This is a genomic window from Kosakonia sp. YIM B13588, assembly GCF_042788165.1.
GTDB lineage: Bacteria > Pseudomonadota > Gammaproteobacteria > Enterobacterales > Enterobacteriaceae > Kosakonia > Kosakonia sacchari.
This window is the reverse complement of sequence record NZ_JBHZPO010000017.1, coordinates 12882-29091: the sequence shown is the minus strand read 5'-3', so window position 1 is coordinate 29091 and position 16210 is coordinate 12882. Positions and strand designations below refer to the sequence as shown.

Sequence of the window (16210 nt, the reverse complement as noted above, 5' to 3'; positions counted from 1 at the left end):
AGGAGCGAAGAGTGCAGAGTGTTGATGTTGCGATTGTCGGCGGCGGTATGGTCGGGCTGGCGCTGGCCTGTGGTTTACAGGGCAGCGGGTTGCGCGTGGCGGTGCTGGAGCAGAATGAACCGACACCGCTGGCGGAAGATGCTCCTCCGGCGCTGCGCGTGTCAGCGATTAATGCTGCCAGCGAAAAGTTACTGACGCACCTTGGTGTCTGGTCAAACATTATTGCCCAACGTGCCGGGCGTTATCACGGCATGGAAGTGTGGGACAAAGATAGTTTTGGCAGTATCGCGTTTGACGACCAGAGCATGGGCTACAGCCATCTTGGCTACATTATTGAAAACGCGGTGATCCACCAGGCGCTGTGGGATAAAGCCCGGCAATGTAAGGACGTTACTCTCCTGGCACCGGCTGAACTGCAGCAGGTGGCGTGGGGCGAAAACGACGCGTTTCTGACCTTAAAAGATGGCACCATGCTTACCGCACGGCTGGTGGTTGGCGCAGATGGCGCGAACTCCTGGCTGCGCAACAAGGCCGATATTCCGTTGACGTTCTGGGATTACCATCATCATGCGCTCGTGGCGACCATTCGCACCGATGAACCGCATCAGGCGGTGGCGCGTCAGGTGTTTCACGCCGACGGCATTCTCGCTTTTTTGCCGCTTAGCGATCCGCATTTGTGCTCAATTGTCTGGTCGCTGCCGCCAGAGCAGGCGAAAGCTATGCAGCAGGCGAGTGATGAAGCATTCAACCAGGCGCTGTGTGTGGCGTTCGATAACCGCCTTGGGCTGTGTCGCGTTGAGAGCGAACGTCAGGTCTATCCGCTCACCGGACGTTATGCACGCCAGTTTGCCGGGCACCGCCTGGCGCTGGTTGGCGATGCCGCACATACCATTCACCCGCTGGCGGGGCAGGGTGTGAATCTCGGGTTTATGGATGTCGCTGAGTTGATCACTGAACTGAAGCGTCTGAGCCGCGAAGGTAAAGACATTGGTCAACATCTCTATTTGCGCCGCTATGAGCGCAGCCGTAAACACAGCGCGGCGCTGATGCTGGCCGGGATGCAGGGCTTTCGCGAACTCTTCTCGGGTTCAAACCCGGCGAAAAAGCTGCTGCGTGATATTGGCCTGAAACTGGCGGATACCCTTCCCGGTGTGAAAACGCGGTTGTTACGCCAGGCAATGGGGCTTAACGATCTGCCTGAGTGGTTACGTTAACTGCGTCACACTTTCCCTTCCCGGTCCCGGGAGGGGATGTCTCTTCCTCATTTGAAATATTCTAATTTCACCGCATTTTTCGGATTAGATTTTCTCATGTCGTGTTTTTTTCTTTTCGGGAAAACTCGCTCTTTTGCAGAGTGAAATACTGCAATATCCTCATCGGCTTCATTAATGTTGATTTTTTATGAAGGGTGAATCGTCATTGACCAGAATAATACTCTGATGGCATTTTGTGCGCGATGGGTCATAAGCTAATGTGATGGACCATTTTTCTTTATGGTTAAGCGCTGCTTTCGGTGATAAGTTCAGGCCAAAGAGAACGTTTGCGTCGACGTCGTAAAACGGTGTCGGCACCAGTTGTTTTGGCGCAAATCACGCCGCCGAAAAACGTGATGGCTCCGCTTATTCGACGAGGAAAAGATGGCTCAGCAGACCCCTTTATACGAACAACACACGCTAAACGGCGCCCGCATGGTGGATTTCCATGGCTGGATGATGCCGCTGCATTACGGCTCGCAAATCGACGAGCACCACGCGGTGCGCACCGATGCCGGAATGTTTGATGTGTCGCACATGACCATCGTCGATCTCAAAGGCAGCCGCACCCGGGAGTTTCTGCGTTATTTGCTGGCAAACGACGTCGCCAAACTCACGAAGCCCGGTAAAGCGCTCTATACCGGCATGCTAAATGCCTCGGGCGGCGTAATTGATGACTTAATCGTCTATTACTTCACTGAAGATTTCTTCCGCCTCGTTGTAAACTCCGCCACCCGCGAAAAAGACCTCTCCTGGATTTCCCAACACGCTGAACCTTATGCCATCGACATCACCGTCCGTGATGATTTGTCGCTGATTGCGGTCCAGGGTCCGAACGCGCAGGCGAAAGCCGCCAGCCTGTTTACTGACGAGCAGCGCCGCGCCGTTGAAGGTATGAAGCCGTTCTTTGGCGTTGAAGCTGGTGATCTGTTCATTGCGACCACCGGTTATACCGGCGAAGCAGGGTATGAAATTGCGCTGCCCAACGAAAAAGCGGCCAGCTTCTGGCAGGCGCTGGTCAATGCTGGCGTGAAACCCTGCGGCCTTGGCGCGCGCGATACTCTGCGTCTGGAAGCGGGCATGAACCTGTATGGTCAGGAGATGGATGAAGGTATCTCTCCGCTGGCCGCCAACATGGGCTGGACAATCGCCTGGGAGCCGCAGGAGCGAGACTTTATTGGCCGCGATGCGCTGGAACTGCAGCGTGAAAAAGGCACCGAACAGCTGGTTGGCCTGGTGATGACGGAAAAAGGCGTATTGCGTAATGAATTGCCGGTGCACTTCACCGATGCGCATGGCAATGTGCAAAAAGGCGTGATCACCAGCGGTACGTTCTCGCCAACGCTCGGCTACAGTATTGCACTGGCGCGTGTTCCGGCGGGGATCGGCGAAAACGCCGTTGTACAGATCCGTAACCGTGAAATGCCGGTCAAAGTCACTAAACCTGTTTTTGTGCGCGCTGGCAAAGCTGTCGCGTAACCTTTTTATCTGGAGAGAATGAAATGAGCAACGTACCAGGCGAACTGAAATACAGCAAAGAACACGAGTGGCTGCGCAAAGAAGCGGACGGCACCTACACCGTTGGCATCACCGAACACGCGCAGGAACTGCTGGGCGATATGGTGTTTGTCGATCTGCCGGAAGCGGGCGCAACTGTTAGCGCGGGCGATGATTGCGCCGTTGCCGAATCAGTAAAAGCGGCTTCTGATATCTACGCGCCAATCAGCGGTGAAATCGTGGCGGTCAACGACCAACTGGCGGATTCGCCAGAGCTGGTCAACAGCGAGCCGTATGGCGAAGGCTGGATCTTTAAAATCAAAGCCAGCGACGAAGCAGAAGTTGCCGCGCTGCTGGACGCCACAGCCTACGCCGCACTGCTCGAAGACGAGTAAATACGCCTTATCCTTCGCGTAGCAGACGCGTTGGCTTCCTCGCTCCCCCCAGTCACTTACTGATGTCAGCGCCTGGGGATGTACTGCGTCGCCGCCTTCCTGCTTAACGCAAAGGACTTAGCGTATTCAGGTAATTTCCAAATACGATTCACTGCACGTTTCAGGAACCATCGCTCATGACACAGACTTTAAGCCAGCTTGAAAACCGTGGCGCTTTCATTGGACGTCACATCGGGCCGGATGCTCAGCAACAGCAGGAGATGCTGAACACAGTTGGCGCGGATTCGTTAAACGCACTGATTGGCCAGATCGTGCCAAAAGACATCCAGCTTGCAACACCGCCGCAGGTTGGGGAATCGACCACTGAATTCGCGGCCCTGGCCGAGCTGAAAGCCATTGCCAGCCGCAACAAGCGCTTTAAGTCTTACATTGGCATGGGTTACACCGCCGTGCAGTTGCCGCCGGTTATTCTGCGCAACATGCTGGAAAATCCAGGCTGGTACACCGCTTACACCCCGTATCAGCCGGAAGTGTCGCAGGGCCGCCTTGAAGCGCTGCTCAACTTCCAGCAGGTTACGCTTGATCTCACCGGGCTGGATATCGCGTCCGCGTCGCTGCTGGATGAAGCCACCGCGGCAGCAGAAGCAATGGCCATGGCGAAGCGCGTCAGCAAACTGAAAGGTGCCAACCGCTTTTTCGTCGCGGCCGATGTGCATCCGCAAACACTGGATGTCGTGCGCACTCGCGCGGAAACCTTCGGTTTTGACGTGATTGTTGATGATGCAGCCAAAGTTCTTGATCACCAGGATGTGTTCGGCGTACTGCTCCAGCAGGTCGGCACCACGGGTGAAGTGCATGATTACAGCGCGCTGATTAACGAACTGAAATCCCGCAAAATTGTGATCAGCGTTGCCGCCGATTTGCTGACGCTGGTGCAACTGACAGCGCCTGGCAAACAGGGCGCCGACATTGTGTTCGGCTCCGCGCAGCGCTTTGGCGTGCCGATGGGCTACGGTGGCCCGCACGCGGCATTCTTTGCTGCAAAAGATGAATTCAAACGCTCCATGCCAGGCCGCATTATCGGCGTGTCGAAAGATGCCGCCGGTAACACCGCGCTGCGCATGGCGATGCAAACGCGCGAGCAGCATATTCGCCGCGAGAAAGCCAACTCCAACATCTGTACTTCGCAGGTGCTGCTGGCCAACATTGCCAGCTTGTACGCGGTGTTCCACGGCCCGGACGGGCTGAAACGCATTGCCGGGCGTATTCATCGCCTGACCGATATTCTTGCTGCCGGCTTGCAGCGTGGCGGCCTGAAACTGCGCCACGCGCACTACTTCGACACTCTGTGTGTTGATGTTGCCGATAAAGCCGCCGTGCTGGCCCGCGGCGAAGCGCACGAGATCAACCTGCGTAGCGACATTCTCAATGCCGTTGGCATCACGCTGGATGAAACCACCACGCGTGAAGATGTGCAGGTGCTGTTTAACGTGCTGCTGGGTGATAAACACGGTCTGGATATTGACGCACTGGATAAAGAGGTTGCGCTCGACAGCCGTTCCATCCCGCAGAGCATGCTGCGTGAAGACGCTTTCCTGACGCACCCGGTGTTTAATCGCTATCACAGCGAAACCGAGATGATGCGTTACATGCACTCGCTGGAGCGTAAAGATCTGGCGCTGAACCAGGCGATGATCCCGCTGGGCTCCTGCACCATGAAACTGAACGCGGCGGCGGAAATGATCCCGGTAACCTGGCCGGAATTTGCCGAACTGCACCCGTTCTGCCCGCCGGAACAGGCGGAAGGTTATCACCAGATGATCGCTCAGCTCTCCGACTGGCTGGTAAAACTGACCGGTTATGATGCGCTTTGCATGCAGCCGAACTCCGGCGCGCAGGGCGAATATGCGGGATTGCTGGCGATTCGTCACTACCATGAAAGCCGCAATGAAGGTCACCGCGATATCTGCCTGATCCCAAGCTCTGCGCACGGTACTAACCCGGCATCGGCGCAGATGGCGGGGATGCAGGTTGTGGTGGTTGCTTGTGATAAAAACGGCAACATCGATCTGGCCGATCTGCGTGCGAAAGCAGAGCAGGCGGGCGACAACCTCTCCTGCATCATGGTGACGTACCCGTCCACCCACGGTGTGTATGAAGAGACGATCCGCGAAGTATGCGAAGTGGTGCATCAGTTTGGCGGCCAGGTTTACCTGGATGGCGCGAACATGAACGCCCAGGTGGGTATCACATCGCCGGGCTTTATCGGCGCGGATGTGTCGCACCTCAATTTGCATAAAACCTTCTGCATTCCGCACGGCGGCGGCGGCCCAGGAATGGGGCCGATTGGCGTGAAAGCGCATCTGGCACCGTTTGTACCGGGTCACAGCGTGGTGCAGATTGAAGGGATGCTTACCCGTCAGGGCGCGGTTTCTGCAGCACCGTTTGGCAGCGCGTCGATTCTGCCGATCAGCTGGATGTATATCCGCATGATGGGCGCGGAAGGGCTGAAACAAGCGAGCCAGGTGGCGATCCTTAATGCCAACTACATCGCCAGCCGTCTGAAAGAAGCTTTCCCGGTGCTGTATACCGGTCGTGATGGTCGCGTCGCGCACGAATGTATTCTCGACATTCGCCCGCTGAAAGAAGAGACCGGCATCAGCGAGCTGGATATCGCTAAGCGCCTGATCGATTACGGTTTCCATGCGCCGACCATGTCCTTCCCGGTTGCCGGTACGCTGATGGTGGAGCCGACTGAATCAGAAAGCAAAGTCGAACTGGATCGCTTTATTGATGCCATGCTGGCAATTCGCGCGGAAATCGAACGTGTGAAACAGGGTGAGTGGACGCTGGAAGATAACCCGCTGGTTAACGCACCGCATACGCAGAACGAACTGGTAGCCGAGTGGAATCACAGTTACACCCGCGAACTGGCGGTGTTCCCGGCAGGTTTTGCCAACAAATACTGGCCGACCGTGAAGCGTCTGGACGATGTGTACGGCGACCGTAATCTGTTCTGTTCCTGCGTACCGATGAGCGAATATCAGTAATACGCTGATTCAGCTATCTTTTGAGGGCGCTTCGGCGCCCTTTACTTTTCAGGAGACACAGATGGCGATTGCATTAGTCACCGGTGGTAGCCGGGGAATTGGCCGCGCAACCGCGCTGCTGCTGGCGCAAGAAGGCTACACCGTTGCAGTCAATTATCACAGCAACAAACCGGCTGCCGACGATGTGGTGGCGGAAATCACCGCGCAGGGTGGACACGCGTTCGCGGTACAGGCCGATATCAGTGATGAAGCGCAGGTACAGGCCATGTTCGCCTGTCTTGATGAAAAACCGGAACCGCTTACCGCGCTGGTCAATAACGCCGGGATCTTGTTTCAGCAAAGCCGGGTAGAGCAACTGAGCGCAGAACGCATTAATCGCGTGCTGGCGACCAACGTGACGGGTTATTTCCTCTGCTGTCGCGAAGCGGTCAAACGGATGTCCACTCAACACGGTGGGCACGGCGGCGCGATTGTTAATGTTTCTTCGGCTGCGGCGCGTCTCGGCTCGCCCGGTGAATATGTGGATTATGCGGCGTCCAAAGGGGCCGTCGACACGCTCACCACCGGGCTGGCACTGGAAGTTGCGGCGAATGGTATCCGCGTGAATGGCGTGCGTCCGGGTTTTATCTACACCGAAATGCATGCCAGCGGCGGTGAGCCGGGGCGTGTGGATAGGGTGAGTAGCGCGATCCCGCTGCGGCGCGGTGGGCAACCGGAAGAAGTGGCGCAGGGCATTGTCTGGCTGTTGAGCGACAAAGCGTCGTATGTCACCGGCAGTTTTCTGGATTTAGCCGGTGGCAGATAAGTACTCCTCTCCCGTCAGGGAGAGGAGTTGATAGCGTCAAAGATTTTCGCCGTTGCTGGCAATCACTTCTTTGTACCAGTTAAAGCTCTTTTTACGGGAACGCGACATATCGCCGGTGCCGTCATCGTGCTTGTTCACGTAGATAAAGCCGTAGCGTTTGCTGTACTGGCCGGTGGTAAAAGAGACGCAGTCGATACAGCCCCACGGGGTATAACCCATCAAATCCACACCGTCGTAGGTCACTGCTTTGACCATCTCTTTAACGTGCGCACGCAGATAATCGATGCGGTAATCGTCGTTGATGCTGCCGTCCGCTTCGACTTTATCGTACGCGCCGAAACCGTTCTCCACGATAAACAATGGTTTCTGATAGCGTTCGTATAGCTCGCACAACGCATAACGCAGGCCAACCGGATCAATCTGCCAGCCCCAGTCAGACGCTTTAACATGCGGGTTAGGGACGCTGCCCTGGAAACCGGAGAGCGCATCGCCAGCGCCGCCTTCCGCTTTCACCGCGTTGGTCATGTAGTAACTGAAGCCGAGGTAATCACAGCAACCTTCGCGAAGAATCGCCTCGTCACCGGCTTCCATGTTGATGATAAAACCACGGCGTTCCCATTCGTTCAGCACATAAGAAGGGTAGTAGCCGCGCAGTTGCACGTCGGTAAAGACATAACGCTCACGCATTGATTCCTGCGCGTACATTACATCGTCCGGCTTACAGGAGAAGGGATACAGCGGCACCATCGCCAGCATGCAGCCAATTTTCATTTCCGGGTTAATACGATGGCCGATTTTCACGGCCATGGCGCTGGCAACAAACTGGTGGTGCAGCACCTGGTACATGGTCTCTTCCGGGTTTTCATGTTCGGTGTAGACCACGCCGGAACAGCAGTAGCCAAACAGCGGCGCGCGCCAGTTGCGCTGGTTGTTGATTTCGTTAAAGGTCATCCAGTATTTGACCTTGCTCTTGTAGCGCTCAAAAACAACTTCGGCGAAGCGTACAAAGAAATCGACCACTTTACGGTTGGTCCAGCCGCCGTATTCCTGCACCAGGTGCAGCGGCATTTCGAAGTGGGACAGCGTGATGACCGGCTCGATGTTGTATTTCAACAGCTCATCAAACATGTCGTCGTAAAACTTCAGCCCTTCTTCATTCGGCTGTTGCTCATCGCCCAGCGGGAAGATGCGGGTCCAGGCGATGGAAGTGCGAAAACATTTGAAGCCCATTTCGGCAAACAGCTTGATGTCTTCTTTGTAGTGACCATGAAAATCAATGGCTTCGTGGTTCGGGTAGTACTTGCCGGCTACTACTTCCTGTGTGATTTCACGTGGAACACCGTGCGCGCCGCCGGTCAGGACATCGCAAATGCTCGGGCCTTTGCCGCCTTTATTCCAGCCACCTTCAACCTGGTGTGCGGCAACCGCGCCGCCCCATAAAAAGTCTTTCGGTAAGGTCAATTTTTTCATCGTTGCTATTCCCGTTATATTGGCTGATAACGAGTCTAACAAAGGCGAATTAAATGTCACGATATAACAAATTGCCGCTGGGGTAATTTGTTACACCGAAAAAACACACTGTTTTTTTATGCTATTTTCTTCGCCAGTTTACGTCCCAGCGACTCGAGAATATAAATAACAGGGATTTGCGTAGTAATATCGTAGCCGCCGCTAATGCGCATTTGCGGCACATGCCAGGAGATATTAAAGTCCGCCAGTTTTGCCAGTCGCGAGTGTTCGTGGCTGGTGATCGACAGTACTTTGCAGTGGTGCAGGCTGAACTGGCTGGCAAAGCGCAGGATCTCTTCCGTCTCACCAGAAACTGACAGGACAATTGCCAGCGCGTTTTTGGCCATATCATTGGTGACCGGGAAATAAGGGTCGTCGATATGGTTACTGAATTTACCAATATTTGAGAAGAATCTTGCGCCATATTTCGCCAGCGCGCCAGATGTGCCTGCGCCGACAAATATAATGCGCTCGGAAGATAATATAATATCAACGGTGTTATCTAATAATTTATCAAACTCGTCATTGTTGACGCTTTTAAAAAAGCTGATTACTTCGCTGGCGCCAAAATTCGCTTGCGGCGGCTCATTTTGTTCTAAATATAATTTAAAACGTACGCGAAATTCAGAATAGCCTTCGCAATTGAGCTTGCGGCAAAAGCGCAACACGGTCGTGGTGGAGACGCCTGCGGCATCGGCCAGCTCACGAATGGTCATGTACATCACTTTGTCGCGATTTTTGATGACAAAGTTGTAAACCAGCATCTCCAGAGTATTCAGGCCGGCGATGGCGGAGTGAGTAAACATTGTCACGGCGATATCCTTTGCTTGCTGTAAACGTAGCCCAGTGCAACCCGGCAGGCTTTTTGCGTGCTCACATGCTGCCATAACTCCGGCGCCGTTTCCCTGACTTTCGCATTCATGGAGGGCTGCCCGCGTCATGAAACATTCATCAACGATATTTATTTTAGCGTACAGGTGTGCACTGGAATCATTCTCAGTTACTCTAGTGTTGCGACGTTTTTTTGAGTTTTCCCGGAGTTACCATGGTTAAGAAACCTTTAATCGCACAGGGATACACACTGGCAGAGGAAATTGCCAACAGCATCAGCCACGGTATCGGGCTGGTGTTCGGTATTGTCGGGCTGGTACTGCTGCTGATACAGGCGGTAGACAGCAACGCCAGTATGACGGCGATTACCAGCTACGCGCTTTATGGCGGCAGCATGATCCTGCTGTTCCTCGCCTCCACGCTTTATCATGCGATTCCGCACCAGCGCGCAAAAAAATGGTTAAAGAAATTTGACCACTGCGCCATTTATCTGCTGATTGCCGGAACCTATACGCCTTTTTTACTGGTCGGGCTGGATTCACCGCTGGCGCGTGGGCTGATGATTGTTATCTGGAGCCTGGCCCTACTGGGGATCTTGTTTAAGCTCACCATTGCGCACCGGTTTAAAGTGCTGTCGCTGGTGACATACCTGACGATGGGCTGGCTGTCGTTGATTGTGATTTATCAGCTTGCGACGCGGTTATCCGTGGGCGGCGTGACGCTGCTGGCTGTCGGTGGGCTGGTGTACTCGTTGGGCGTCATTTTCTACGTCTGTAAACGTATCCCCTATAATCATGCAATCTGGCATGGCTTTGTGCTGGGCGGCAGCGTGTGTCATTTCCTGGCGATCTATTTGTACGTCGGACAAGTTTAAGCAGTAGCGCCGGGCGGCTTGTGCCAGCCCGGCTGTAGCATGTGCAGATGTGTTAACGCGGATTATTCTTCTTCAAGCGAGTAGGGCAGCGGCTCAATGCTTAACGTACTGGCGTCGTCGCGTACGCGGAACACGCTGTTTGGCTCCATGTCATTATTCATCACGACCTGAACCAGCACGCGGCCGTCATCCAACTGAGTCGATGCCAGCACCGTACCGGTTCGACGCCAGTTTTCACCCATTTTTAATTCAAGATCTTCACCCGCATCCGGCGTGCGGCTGGCAGTGCCTGCCAGGTACCACAGCGCACGTTTGTTGGCACCACGGAATTTCGCGCGAGCCACCATCTCTTGCCCGGTGTAGCACCCTTTTTTGAAGCTAATGCCGCCTAACGCCTGCAGGTTGGTCGCCTGCGGAATAAATTGTGCGCTGTTTGGCTCGTCAATCACCGCTAACCCGGCTTCGATATTCAGCGCCAGCCACTGTTGGCTATTGTTGAACTGTGCCTCACCGCGCAATTTTTCCGTTACCTGCTCTGCCGTTGCGACATCGGTAACCAGCAGGAAGCGTTCACCTGGATGTTCAAACCACAGAATGGTTGTTTCCCCTTCTTGTACAACCTGCTTTTCGCTGTCCGGCAGCGTTGTGAAGAGATTGGCCAGTGCGGCGCGAGCCTGAAAACCGGCAACGCCCAGCAGCACATGTTCGTCATCTGCGGCGATAGTGACTTTTGAGAAAACGGCGTACTTTTTCAGTTCACGAAGTTGCGATTCACGCACGCTGCGGCGCAAAATCCAGGCAAACCCTTCCTGATAGTGAAACAACCGCATATTGCTCCACATTTTGCCTTTAGAATCGCAATGCGCCGCCAGCAGATGCTGATCTGCCGCCATCTTCGACACATCCGCGGTGACCTGGCCTTGCAGGTATTTCTCGCTATCCGCACCGGTAATGGTAGCCAGCGCCCAGTCATCGAGCGTCATAAGCGTCAGCGGCAGACGGGCGGATGCGGTCGGCTGGCGCGGAGGAAATGGAGTAAAAGCCATAATAATGTCCTGATTAGCTTAACGCTGTGTTGGTACTTAATGGTAAAAGAGCCATTGTTCAATGCAAGCGATAAAGCATGCGATTTGTGCCATTGTGCGAGCATTGCGAGGCGCTACGCAGCACAGTGATAATTTTGCAGACGATGCGATTTATTCTGGAAGCTGGCCCGGGAAGCTAAATATTCCGCAAAAGGAATATTAAAAACACGTTACAATAGGCCTTCATGCCTATGAAGGGAGAAGAACATGGATATTAATAATAAAGCCCGTATCCATTGGGCCTGTCGCCGCGGAATGCGCGAACTCGATATCTCCATCATGCCTTTTTTTGAACACGAGTACGACTCGCTCAGCGACCATGACAAGCAATTGTTTGTACGTCTGCTTGAAAGCGATGATCCTGATTTATTCAACTGGTTGATGAATCATGGCAAACCCCAGGACGCGGAGTTGCAGCGAATGGTGCAGTTAATTCAGACACGGAATCGGGATCGTGGTCCTGTGGCAATCTGATTTACGCGTCTCATGGCGCGCACAATGGATTTCGTTATTACTGCACGGATTGGTGGCGGCCTTCATTCTTTTTATGCCCTGGCCGTTGAGTTATACGCCGCTATGGCTTTTGCTGCTGTCGCTGGTGGTTTTCGACTGCGTACGCAGCCAGCGGCGGATCAACGCCTGCCACGGCGAAATCAAACTGCTGATGGATTCCCGCCTACGTTGGCAAGGTGTGGAGTGGGATATTGTCGGTACCCCCTGGATGATTCGCGGCGGCATGATGTTGCGTTTACGCCGTGCAGAAGATGGGCGGCGCCAGCATTTATGGCTGGCGGCAGACAGTATGGATTCGCAGGAGTGGCGCGATCTACGCCGGATGATTATCCAAAAGCCGGCGCAGGGGCTGCATTAAGGCGGGTGATGGCTCAGCCGAGCCGTTCCGCCATTTCCGTCAGTATTTGCTCGCACCAGCCTTGAATGCGTTCATCGCTCAAATCGTACTGATTGGTCTCATCCAGCGCCAGCCCGACAAAGAGCTGCCCATCGGCAATAACCGGTTTTTTACTGGTAAATTCGTAGCCTTCCGTCGGCCAGTAACCGATGAACGTTGCGCCTTTGGGTGCCAGTTTGTCGTGGAGCATGCCGAGCGCGTCGAGGAACCATTCGCCGTAACCGAGCTGATCGCCCATGCCGTACAACGCAATTATTTTTCCGTCGAGATTGAGGTTATCAAGCTGATCCCAAACCGCTTCCCAATCTTCCTGCAGTTCGCCGAAATCCCAGGTTGGAATGCCCAGAATAAGCGCGTCGTACTGTTCCATCAGGGTGGGCGCATCGTCTTTCAGGTTGTGCAGCGTCACCAGTTCCGGGCCGATAATATCGCGGATTTTTTCCGCCGCCATTTCGGTGTAGCAAGTGCTGGAACCGTAAAACAGACCGATATTCATAACGTAAACTTCTCGATTCTTGATGTGTCTTTTCACGCAGTGTACCAGAATCGTACATCAATCAGGCATAATGCAGCGTTTGAGTAAAGGAGACGCTGGATGGAACAGGATCTCGCAAGTATCGAACATTTTCTCGATGCTCTCTGGCTTGAGAACAACCTGGCGGAAAATACGTTAAACGCTTACCGCCGCGATTTGAAAAGCGTGGTGGAGTGGCTGCACCACCACGCCAGTAGTTTAGAAAAAGCGCAAAGCGGTGATTTACAAGCGCTATTAGCTGAAAGGGTAAGCGGTGGTTATAAGGCTACCAGCTCGGCGCGCTTGCTTAGCGCCGTGCGACGTTTTTTTCAGTATCTTTACCGGGAAAAAGTACGCAGCGACGATCCCAGCGCATTACTCGCATCACCTAAATTGCCGCAACGTTTACCGAAAGACTTAAGTGAAACGCAGGTGAGCAGGCTTTTGCAGGCACCGATGGTTGACCAACCGCTGGAGTTACGCGATAAAGCGATGCTTGAGGTGTTGTATGCTACCGGCCTTCGCGTCTCGGAACTGGTTGGCCTGACGATGAGTGATATCAGTCTGCGCCAGGGCGTGGTACGAGTGATTGGTAAAGGCAATAAAGAACGCCTGGTGCCGCTGGGCGAAGAGGCGGTGTACTGGGTCGAAAACTATCTGGAGTATGGCCGCCCGTGGCTGCTTAACGGTGTTTCAATTGATGTGCTGTTTCCAAGCCAGCGCGCGCAGCAGATGACGCGCCAGACTTTCTGGCATCGCATCAAGCACTATGCGGTGCTTGCGGGCATCGACAGTGAAAAGCTCTCGCCCCACGTTTTGCGTCATGCGTTTGCCACCCATCTGCTGAACCACGGCGCGGATCTGCGAGTGGTGCAAATGCTTTTAGGCCACCAGGATTTATCGACCACGCAAATTTATACGCATGTCGCTACCGAGCGGCTGCGCAAGCTTCATCAACAGCATCACCCGCGGGCGTGAATGCTGACAATTAAAGGATGTGTTATGAAAAAAGGTTTAGTGATGTTCACCCTGCTGGCGGTGGCGTTTACCGGCGCGGCACATGCTGATGACGCGGCTATCAAACAGTCGCTGGCAAAATTGGGTGTACAGAGTGGCGAAGTTCTGCCCGCGCCTGTTGCCGGAATGAAAGCCGTGTTGACCAACAGCGGCGTGCTGTATGTGACCGAAGATGGCAAACATATCATCCAGGGCCCGATGTACGATGTCAGCGGCGCACAGCCAGTGAATGTCACCACTAAGATGCTGTTACCGCATCTGAACGCGCTGGAAAAAGAGATGATTGTCTACAAAGCGCCGCAGGAAAAACATGTCATTACCGTGTTCACCGACATCACATGTGGCTACTGCCAGAAACTGCACAGCGAAATGGCAGACTACAACGCGCTCGGCATCACCGTGCGTTACCTTGCATTCCCGCGTCAGGGTGTGCCGAGCGAAGTTGAAAACCAGATGAAGGCTATCTGGTGTGCAAAAGATCCTAAAAAAGCCTTCGATAGTGCGATGGAAGGTAAAGACGTCAAACCGGCCAGCTGTGATATCGACATCGCCAATCACTACGCGCTGGGCGTACAGTTTGGCGTCAACGGCACGCCAGCCATCGTGCTGAATGACGGCTACCTTGTTCCGGGGTATCAGGCTCCGGCGGAAATGAAAGCCTTCCTCGATCAACATCAGAAAGCGACCGGCGGTAAATAATTCGCGTGAAAGCTCAGATACAACTTCGCCGCCGTGAGGTGGATGACGCAGCAGAACTGGCAGCAGACTTGCCGCCGCTGCTGCGTCGCTTATACGCCAGCCGCGGTGTGCGCACGGCCAGTGAACTGGAACGCAGTGTTAAAGGCATGCTGCCGTGGCAACAACTTACCGGTATCGATGACGCGGTGGCGCAGCTTTATAACGCCTTGCGTGAAGGGCTGCGCATTATTGTGGTGGGTGATTTCGATGCGGATGGCGCAACCAGCACCGCCCTTAGCGTGCTGGCATTGCGCGCGCTCGGTTGCGAAAACGTCAGTTACCTGGTGCCAAACCGTTTTGACGACGGGTACGGGCTTAGCCCGGAAGTGGTCGATCAGGCGCATGCGCGTGGCGCACAGCTCATTCTGACGGTGGATAACGGCATCTCTTCACATGCCGGCGTGGCGAGAGCTCATGAACTGGGGATCCCGGTGGTGGTAACCGATCACCATCTGCCGGGTGACACGTTGCCGGATGCCGAAGCGATTGTTAACCCGAATCTGCGCGACTGCGATTTTCCGTCGAAGTCGCTGGCCGGGGTTGGCGTCGCGTTCTATCTGATGCTGGCTTTGCGTGCCTTTTTGCGTGACCACGGCTGGTTTGAGGCGCGCGGCCTGGCGATGCCAAATCTGGCGGAGCTGCTCGATTTGGTGGCGCTGGGAACGGTGGCAGACGTGGTGCCGCTGGATGCCAATAACCGCATTCTGACCTGGCAGGGGCTGAGCCGTATTCGCGCCGGGCGCTGCCGTCCGGGCATCAAAGCGCTGCTGGAAATTGCCAACCGCGATGCGCAGAAGCTGGCGGCAAGCGATCTCGGTTTTGCGCTCGGGCCGCGCCTTAACGCGGCGGGCAGGCTGGACGATATGTCGGTGGGGGTTGCGCTGTTACTGTGCGATAACCTTGGCGAAGCGCGCCAGTTAGCCAGCGATCTCGACGCGTTGAACCAGACGCGCAAAGAAATTGAGCAGGGGATGCAGGCAGAAGCGCTGACGCTGTGCGAGCAGCTTGAGCGCAGCGGCGAAACGCTGCCCGGCGGCTTAGCGATGTACCATCCCGAGTGGCATCAGGGAGTGGTCGGTATTCTCGCTTCGCGCATTAAAGAGCGCTTTCACCGCCCGGTGATCGCCTTTGCGCCAGCCGGAGACGGGGTGCTGAAAGGCTCGGGGCGTTCGATTCAGGGGCTGCATATGCGCGATGCGCTGGAGCGTCTGGATATGCTGTTTCCTGGCATGATGCTCAAATTCGGCGGTCACGCAATGGCAGCCGGTTTGACGCTGGAAGAACACCGTTTTGAAGAGTTCCGCCAGCGCTTTGGCGAGCTGGTGACCGAATGGCTGGATCCGGCGTTATTACAAGGTGAGATTGTCTCTGACGGCCCGCTGTCGGCGCAGGAGATGACGCTGGAAGTCGCGGAGATGTTGCGAGAAGCTGGCCCCTGGGGGCAAATGTTCCCGGAACCGCTGTTTGACGGTGAGTTTCGCCTCCTGCAGCAGCGGCTGGTGGGCGAGCGTCATCTCAAGGTGATGCTGGAGCCGGTTGGCGGCGGCCCGTTGCTCGATGGCATCGCTTTTAACGTCGATACCTCCTGCTGGCCGGACAACGGTGTGCGGCAGGTAAATATTGCTTATAAACTGGATGTGAACGAGTTTCGTGGCAATCGTAGCGTACAGCTGATCATCGAGAATCTCTGGCCACTTTAGCGCCAGTATTCGCTATAAAACAGGGCGGGAAT

At 54.9% G+C, this 16210-nt stretch carries 15 protein-coding genes; 11 read left to right on the top strand and 4 right to left on the bottom strand.

Annotated elements, in window-relative coordinates; all coding sequences use genetic code 11:
- Positions 1 to 11: 11 nt before the first annotated feature.
- The 5 genes from ubiI (at position 12) to ACFX4U_RS21605 (ending at position 7000) form a co-directional block, all read left to right on the top strand.
- Entirely contained in the window at positions 12 to 1214 is a 1203-nt protein-coding gene (gene ubiI, locus ACFX4U_RS21625) for an FAD-dependent 2-octaprenylphenol hydroxylase (protein ID WP_305735064.1), read from the top strand.
- 423 nt (positions 1215 to 1637) lie between these two features.
- Positions 1638 to 2732, top strand: coding sequence for a glycine cleavage system aminomethyltransferase GcvT (gcvT, locus tag ACFX4U_RS21620; RefSeq protein ID WP_305735065.1), 1095 nt, complete (start codon positions 1638 to 1640; stop codon positions 2730 to 2732).
- 23 nt (positions 2733 to 2755) lie between these two features.
- Positions 2756 to 3145, top strand: coding sequence for a glycine cleavage system protein GcvH (gene gcvH, locus ACFX4U_RS21615; RefSeq protein ID WP_086873521.1), 390 nt, complete (start codon positions 2756 to 2758; stop codon positions 3143 to 3145).
- Positions 3146 to 3321: 176 nt separating this feature from the next.
- On the top strand, positions 3322 to 6195 hold the full coding sequence (gene gcvP, locus ACFX4U_RS21610) for an aminomethyl-transferring glycine dehydrogenase (RefSeq protein ID WP_313507359.1): 2874 nt from the start codon (positions 3322 to 3324) through the stop codon (positions 6193 to 6195).
- A gap of 61 nt (positions 6196 to 6256) precedes the next feature.
- A complete protein-coding gene (locus tag ACFX4U_RS21605) occupies positions 6257 to 7000 on the top strand; it encodes an SDR family oxidoreductase (protein WP_313507360.1) in 744 nt (247 codons plus the stop codon).
- 36 nt (positions 7001 to 7036) lie between these two features.
- On the opposite strand, the gene ACFX4U_RS21600 is transcribed toward ACFX4U_RS21605, so the two are convergent.
- Together ACFX4U_RS21600 and ACFX4U_RS21595 are read right to left on the bottom strand one after the other, a co-directional pair.
- Positions 7037 to 8470, bottom strand: a complete 1434-nt coding sequence (locus tag ACFX4U_RS21600; protein ID WP_313507361.1) for a 6-phospho-beta-glucosidase — start codon at positions 8468 to 8470, stop codon at positions 7037 to 7039.
- Positions 8471 to 8586: 116 nt separating this feature from the next.
- Positions 8587 to 9315, bottom strand: a complete 729-nt coding sequence (locus ACFX4U_RS21595) for a MurR/RpiR family transcriptional regulator (RefSeq protein ID WP_305737554.1) — start codon at positions 9313 to 9315, stop codon at positions 8587 to 8589.
- 239 nt (positions 9316 to 9554) lie between these two features.
- Here ACFX4U_RS21595 and ACFX4U_RS21590 point away from each other — a divergent pair, with 239 nt between their 5' ends.
- The gene (locus ACFX4U_RS21590) at positions 9555 to 10214 is read left to right on the top strand and encodes a hemolysin III family protein (RefSeq protein WP_313507362.1); all 660 of its coding nucleotides are present in this window, start codon (positions 9555 to 9557) and stop codon (positions 10212 to 10214) included.
- Between the two features lie 62 nt (positions 10215 to 10276).
- Here ACFX4U_RS21590 and ygfZ read toward each other — a convergent pair whose 3' ends face one another.
- Positions 10277 to 11260 (bottom strand): tRNA-modifying protein YgfZ, encoded by a 984-nt coding sequence (ygfZ, locus tag ACFX4U_RS21585; RefSeq protein ID WP_313507363.1) that lies wholly within the window; start codon positions 11258 to 11260, stop codon positions 10277 to 10279.
- Between the two features lie 246 nt (positions 11261 to 11506).
- On the opposite strand from ygfZ, the gene sdhE reads away from it, so the two are divergent.
- Both sdhE and ACFX4U_RS21575 read left to right on the top strand, forming a co-directional pair.
- Positions 11507 to 11773, top strand: a complete 267-nt coding sequence (gene sdhE, locus ACFX4U_RS21580) for an FAD assembly factor SdhE (RefSeq protein ID WP_131408523.1) — start codon at positions 11507 to 11509, stop codon at positions 11771 to 11773.
- Entirely contained in the window at positions 11754 to 12170 is a 417-nt protein-coding gene (locus tag ACFX4U_RS21575; protein ID WP_305735070.1) for a protein YgfX, read from the top strand. The genes sdhE and ACFX4U_RS21575 overlap by 20 nt, the downstream gene beginning before the upstream one ends.
- Before the next feature lie 13 nt (positions 12171 to 12183).
- Here ACFX4U_RS21575 and fldB read toward each other — a convergent pair whose 3' ends face one another.
- Positions 12184 to 12705, bottom strand: coding sequence for a flavodoxin FldB (fldB, locus tag ACFX4U_RS21570; RefSeq protein ID WP_017457618.1), 522 nt, complete (start codon positions 12703 to 12705; stop codon positions 12184 to 12186).
- A 99-nt stretch (positions 12706 to 12804) separates the two neighbouring features.
- On the opposite strand from fldB, the gene xerD reads away from it, so the two are divergent.
- From xerD to recJ, 3 genes are read left to right on the top strand one after another with little or no spacing between them, the layout of a single operon-like run.
- On the top strand, positions 12805 to 13701 hold the full coding sequence (gene xerD / locus ACFX4U_RS21565) for a site-specific tyrosine recombinase XerD (RefSeq protein WP_313507364.1): 897 nt from the start codon (positions 12805 to 12807) through the stop codon (positions 13699 to 13701).
- 24 nt (positions 13702 to 13725) lie between these two features.
- Positions 13726 to 14439, top strand: coding sequence for a bifunctional protein-disulfide isomerase/oxidoreductase DsbC (gene dsbC / locus ACFX4U_RS21560; protein ID WP_313507365.1), 714 nt, complete (start codon positions 13726 to 13728; stop codon positions 14437 to 14439).
- A gap of 5 nt (positions 14440 to 14444) precedes the next feature.
- Complete coding sequence (recJ, locus tag ACFX4U_RS21555) at positions 14445 to 16178, top strand: single-stranded-DNA-specific exonuclease RecJ (protein WP_313507366.1); 1734 nt, start codon at positions 14445 to 14447, stop codon at positions 16176 to 16178.
- Positions 16179 to 16210: the final 32 nt, after the last annotated feature.

What these genes read in the sequence shown, in the direction of transcription:
- dsbC (WP_313507365.1), top strand. Translation starts at nt 13,726, where the DNA reads ATGAAAAAAGGTTTAGTGATGTTCACCCTGCTGGCGGTGGCGTTTACC.
- gcvT (WP_305735065.1), top strand. Translation starts at nt 1,638, where the DNA reads ATGGCTCAGCAGACCCCTTTATACGAACAACACACGCTAAACGGCGCC.
- ACFX4U_RS21600 (WP_313507361.1), bottom strand. Translation starts at nt 8,470, where the DNA reads ATGAAAAAATTGACCTTACCGAAAGACTTTTTATGGGGCGGCGCGGTT.
- ACFX4U_RS21595 (WP_305737554.1), bottom strand. Translation starts at nt 9,315, where the DNA reads ATGTTTACTCACTCCGCCATCGCCGGCCTGAATACTCTGGAGATGCTG.
- fldB (WP_017457618.1), bottom strand. Translation starts at nt 12,705, where the DNA reads ATGAATATCGGTCTGTTTTACGGTTCCAGCACTTGCTACACCGAAATG.
- sdhE (WP_131408523.1), top strand. Translation starts at nt 11,507, where the DNA reads ATGGATATTAATAATAAAGCCCGTATCCATTGGGCCTGTCGCCGCGGA.
- xerD (WP_313507364.1), top strand. Translation starts at nt 12,805, where the DNA reads ATGGAACAGGATCTCGCAAGTATCGAACATTTTCTCGATGCTCTCTGG.
- ACFX4U_RS21590 (WP_313507362.1), top strand. Translation starts at nt 9,555, where the DNA reads ATGGTTAAGAAACCTTTAATCGCACAGGGATACACACTGGCAGAGGAA.
- ACFX4U_RS21605 (WP_313507360.1), top strand. Translation starts at nt 6,257, where the DNA reads ATGGCGATTGCATTAGTCACCGGTGGTAGCCGGGGAATTGGCCGCGCA.
- gcvP (WP_313507359.1), top strand. Translation starts at nt 3,322, where the DNA reads ATGACACAGACTTTAAGCCAGCTTGAAAACCGTGGCGCTTTCATTGGA.
- ygfZ (WP_313507363.1), bottom strand. Translation starts at nt 11,260, where the DNA reads ATGGCTTTTACTCCATTTCCTCCGCGCCAGCCGACCGCATCCGCCCGT.
- gcvH (WP_086873521.1), top strand. Translation starts at nt 2,756, where the DNA reads ATGAGCAACGTACCAGGCGAACTGAAATACAGCAAAGAACACGAGTGG.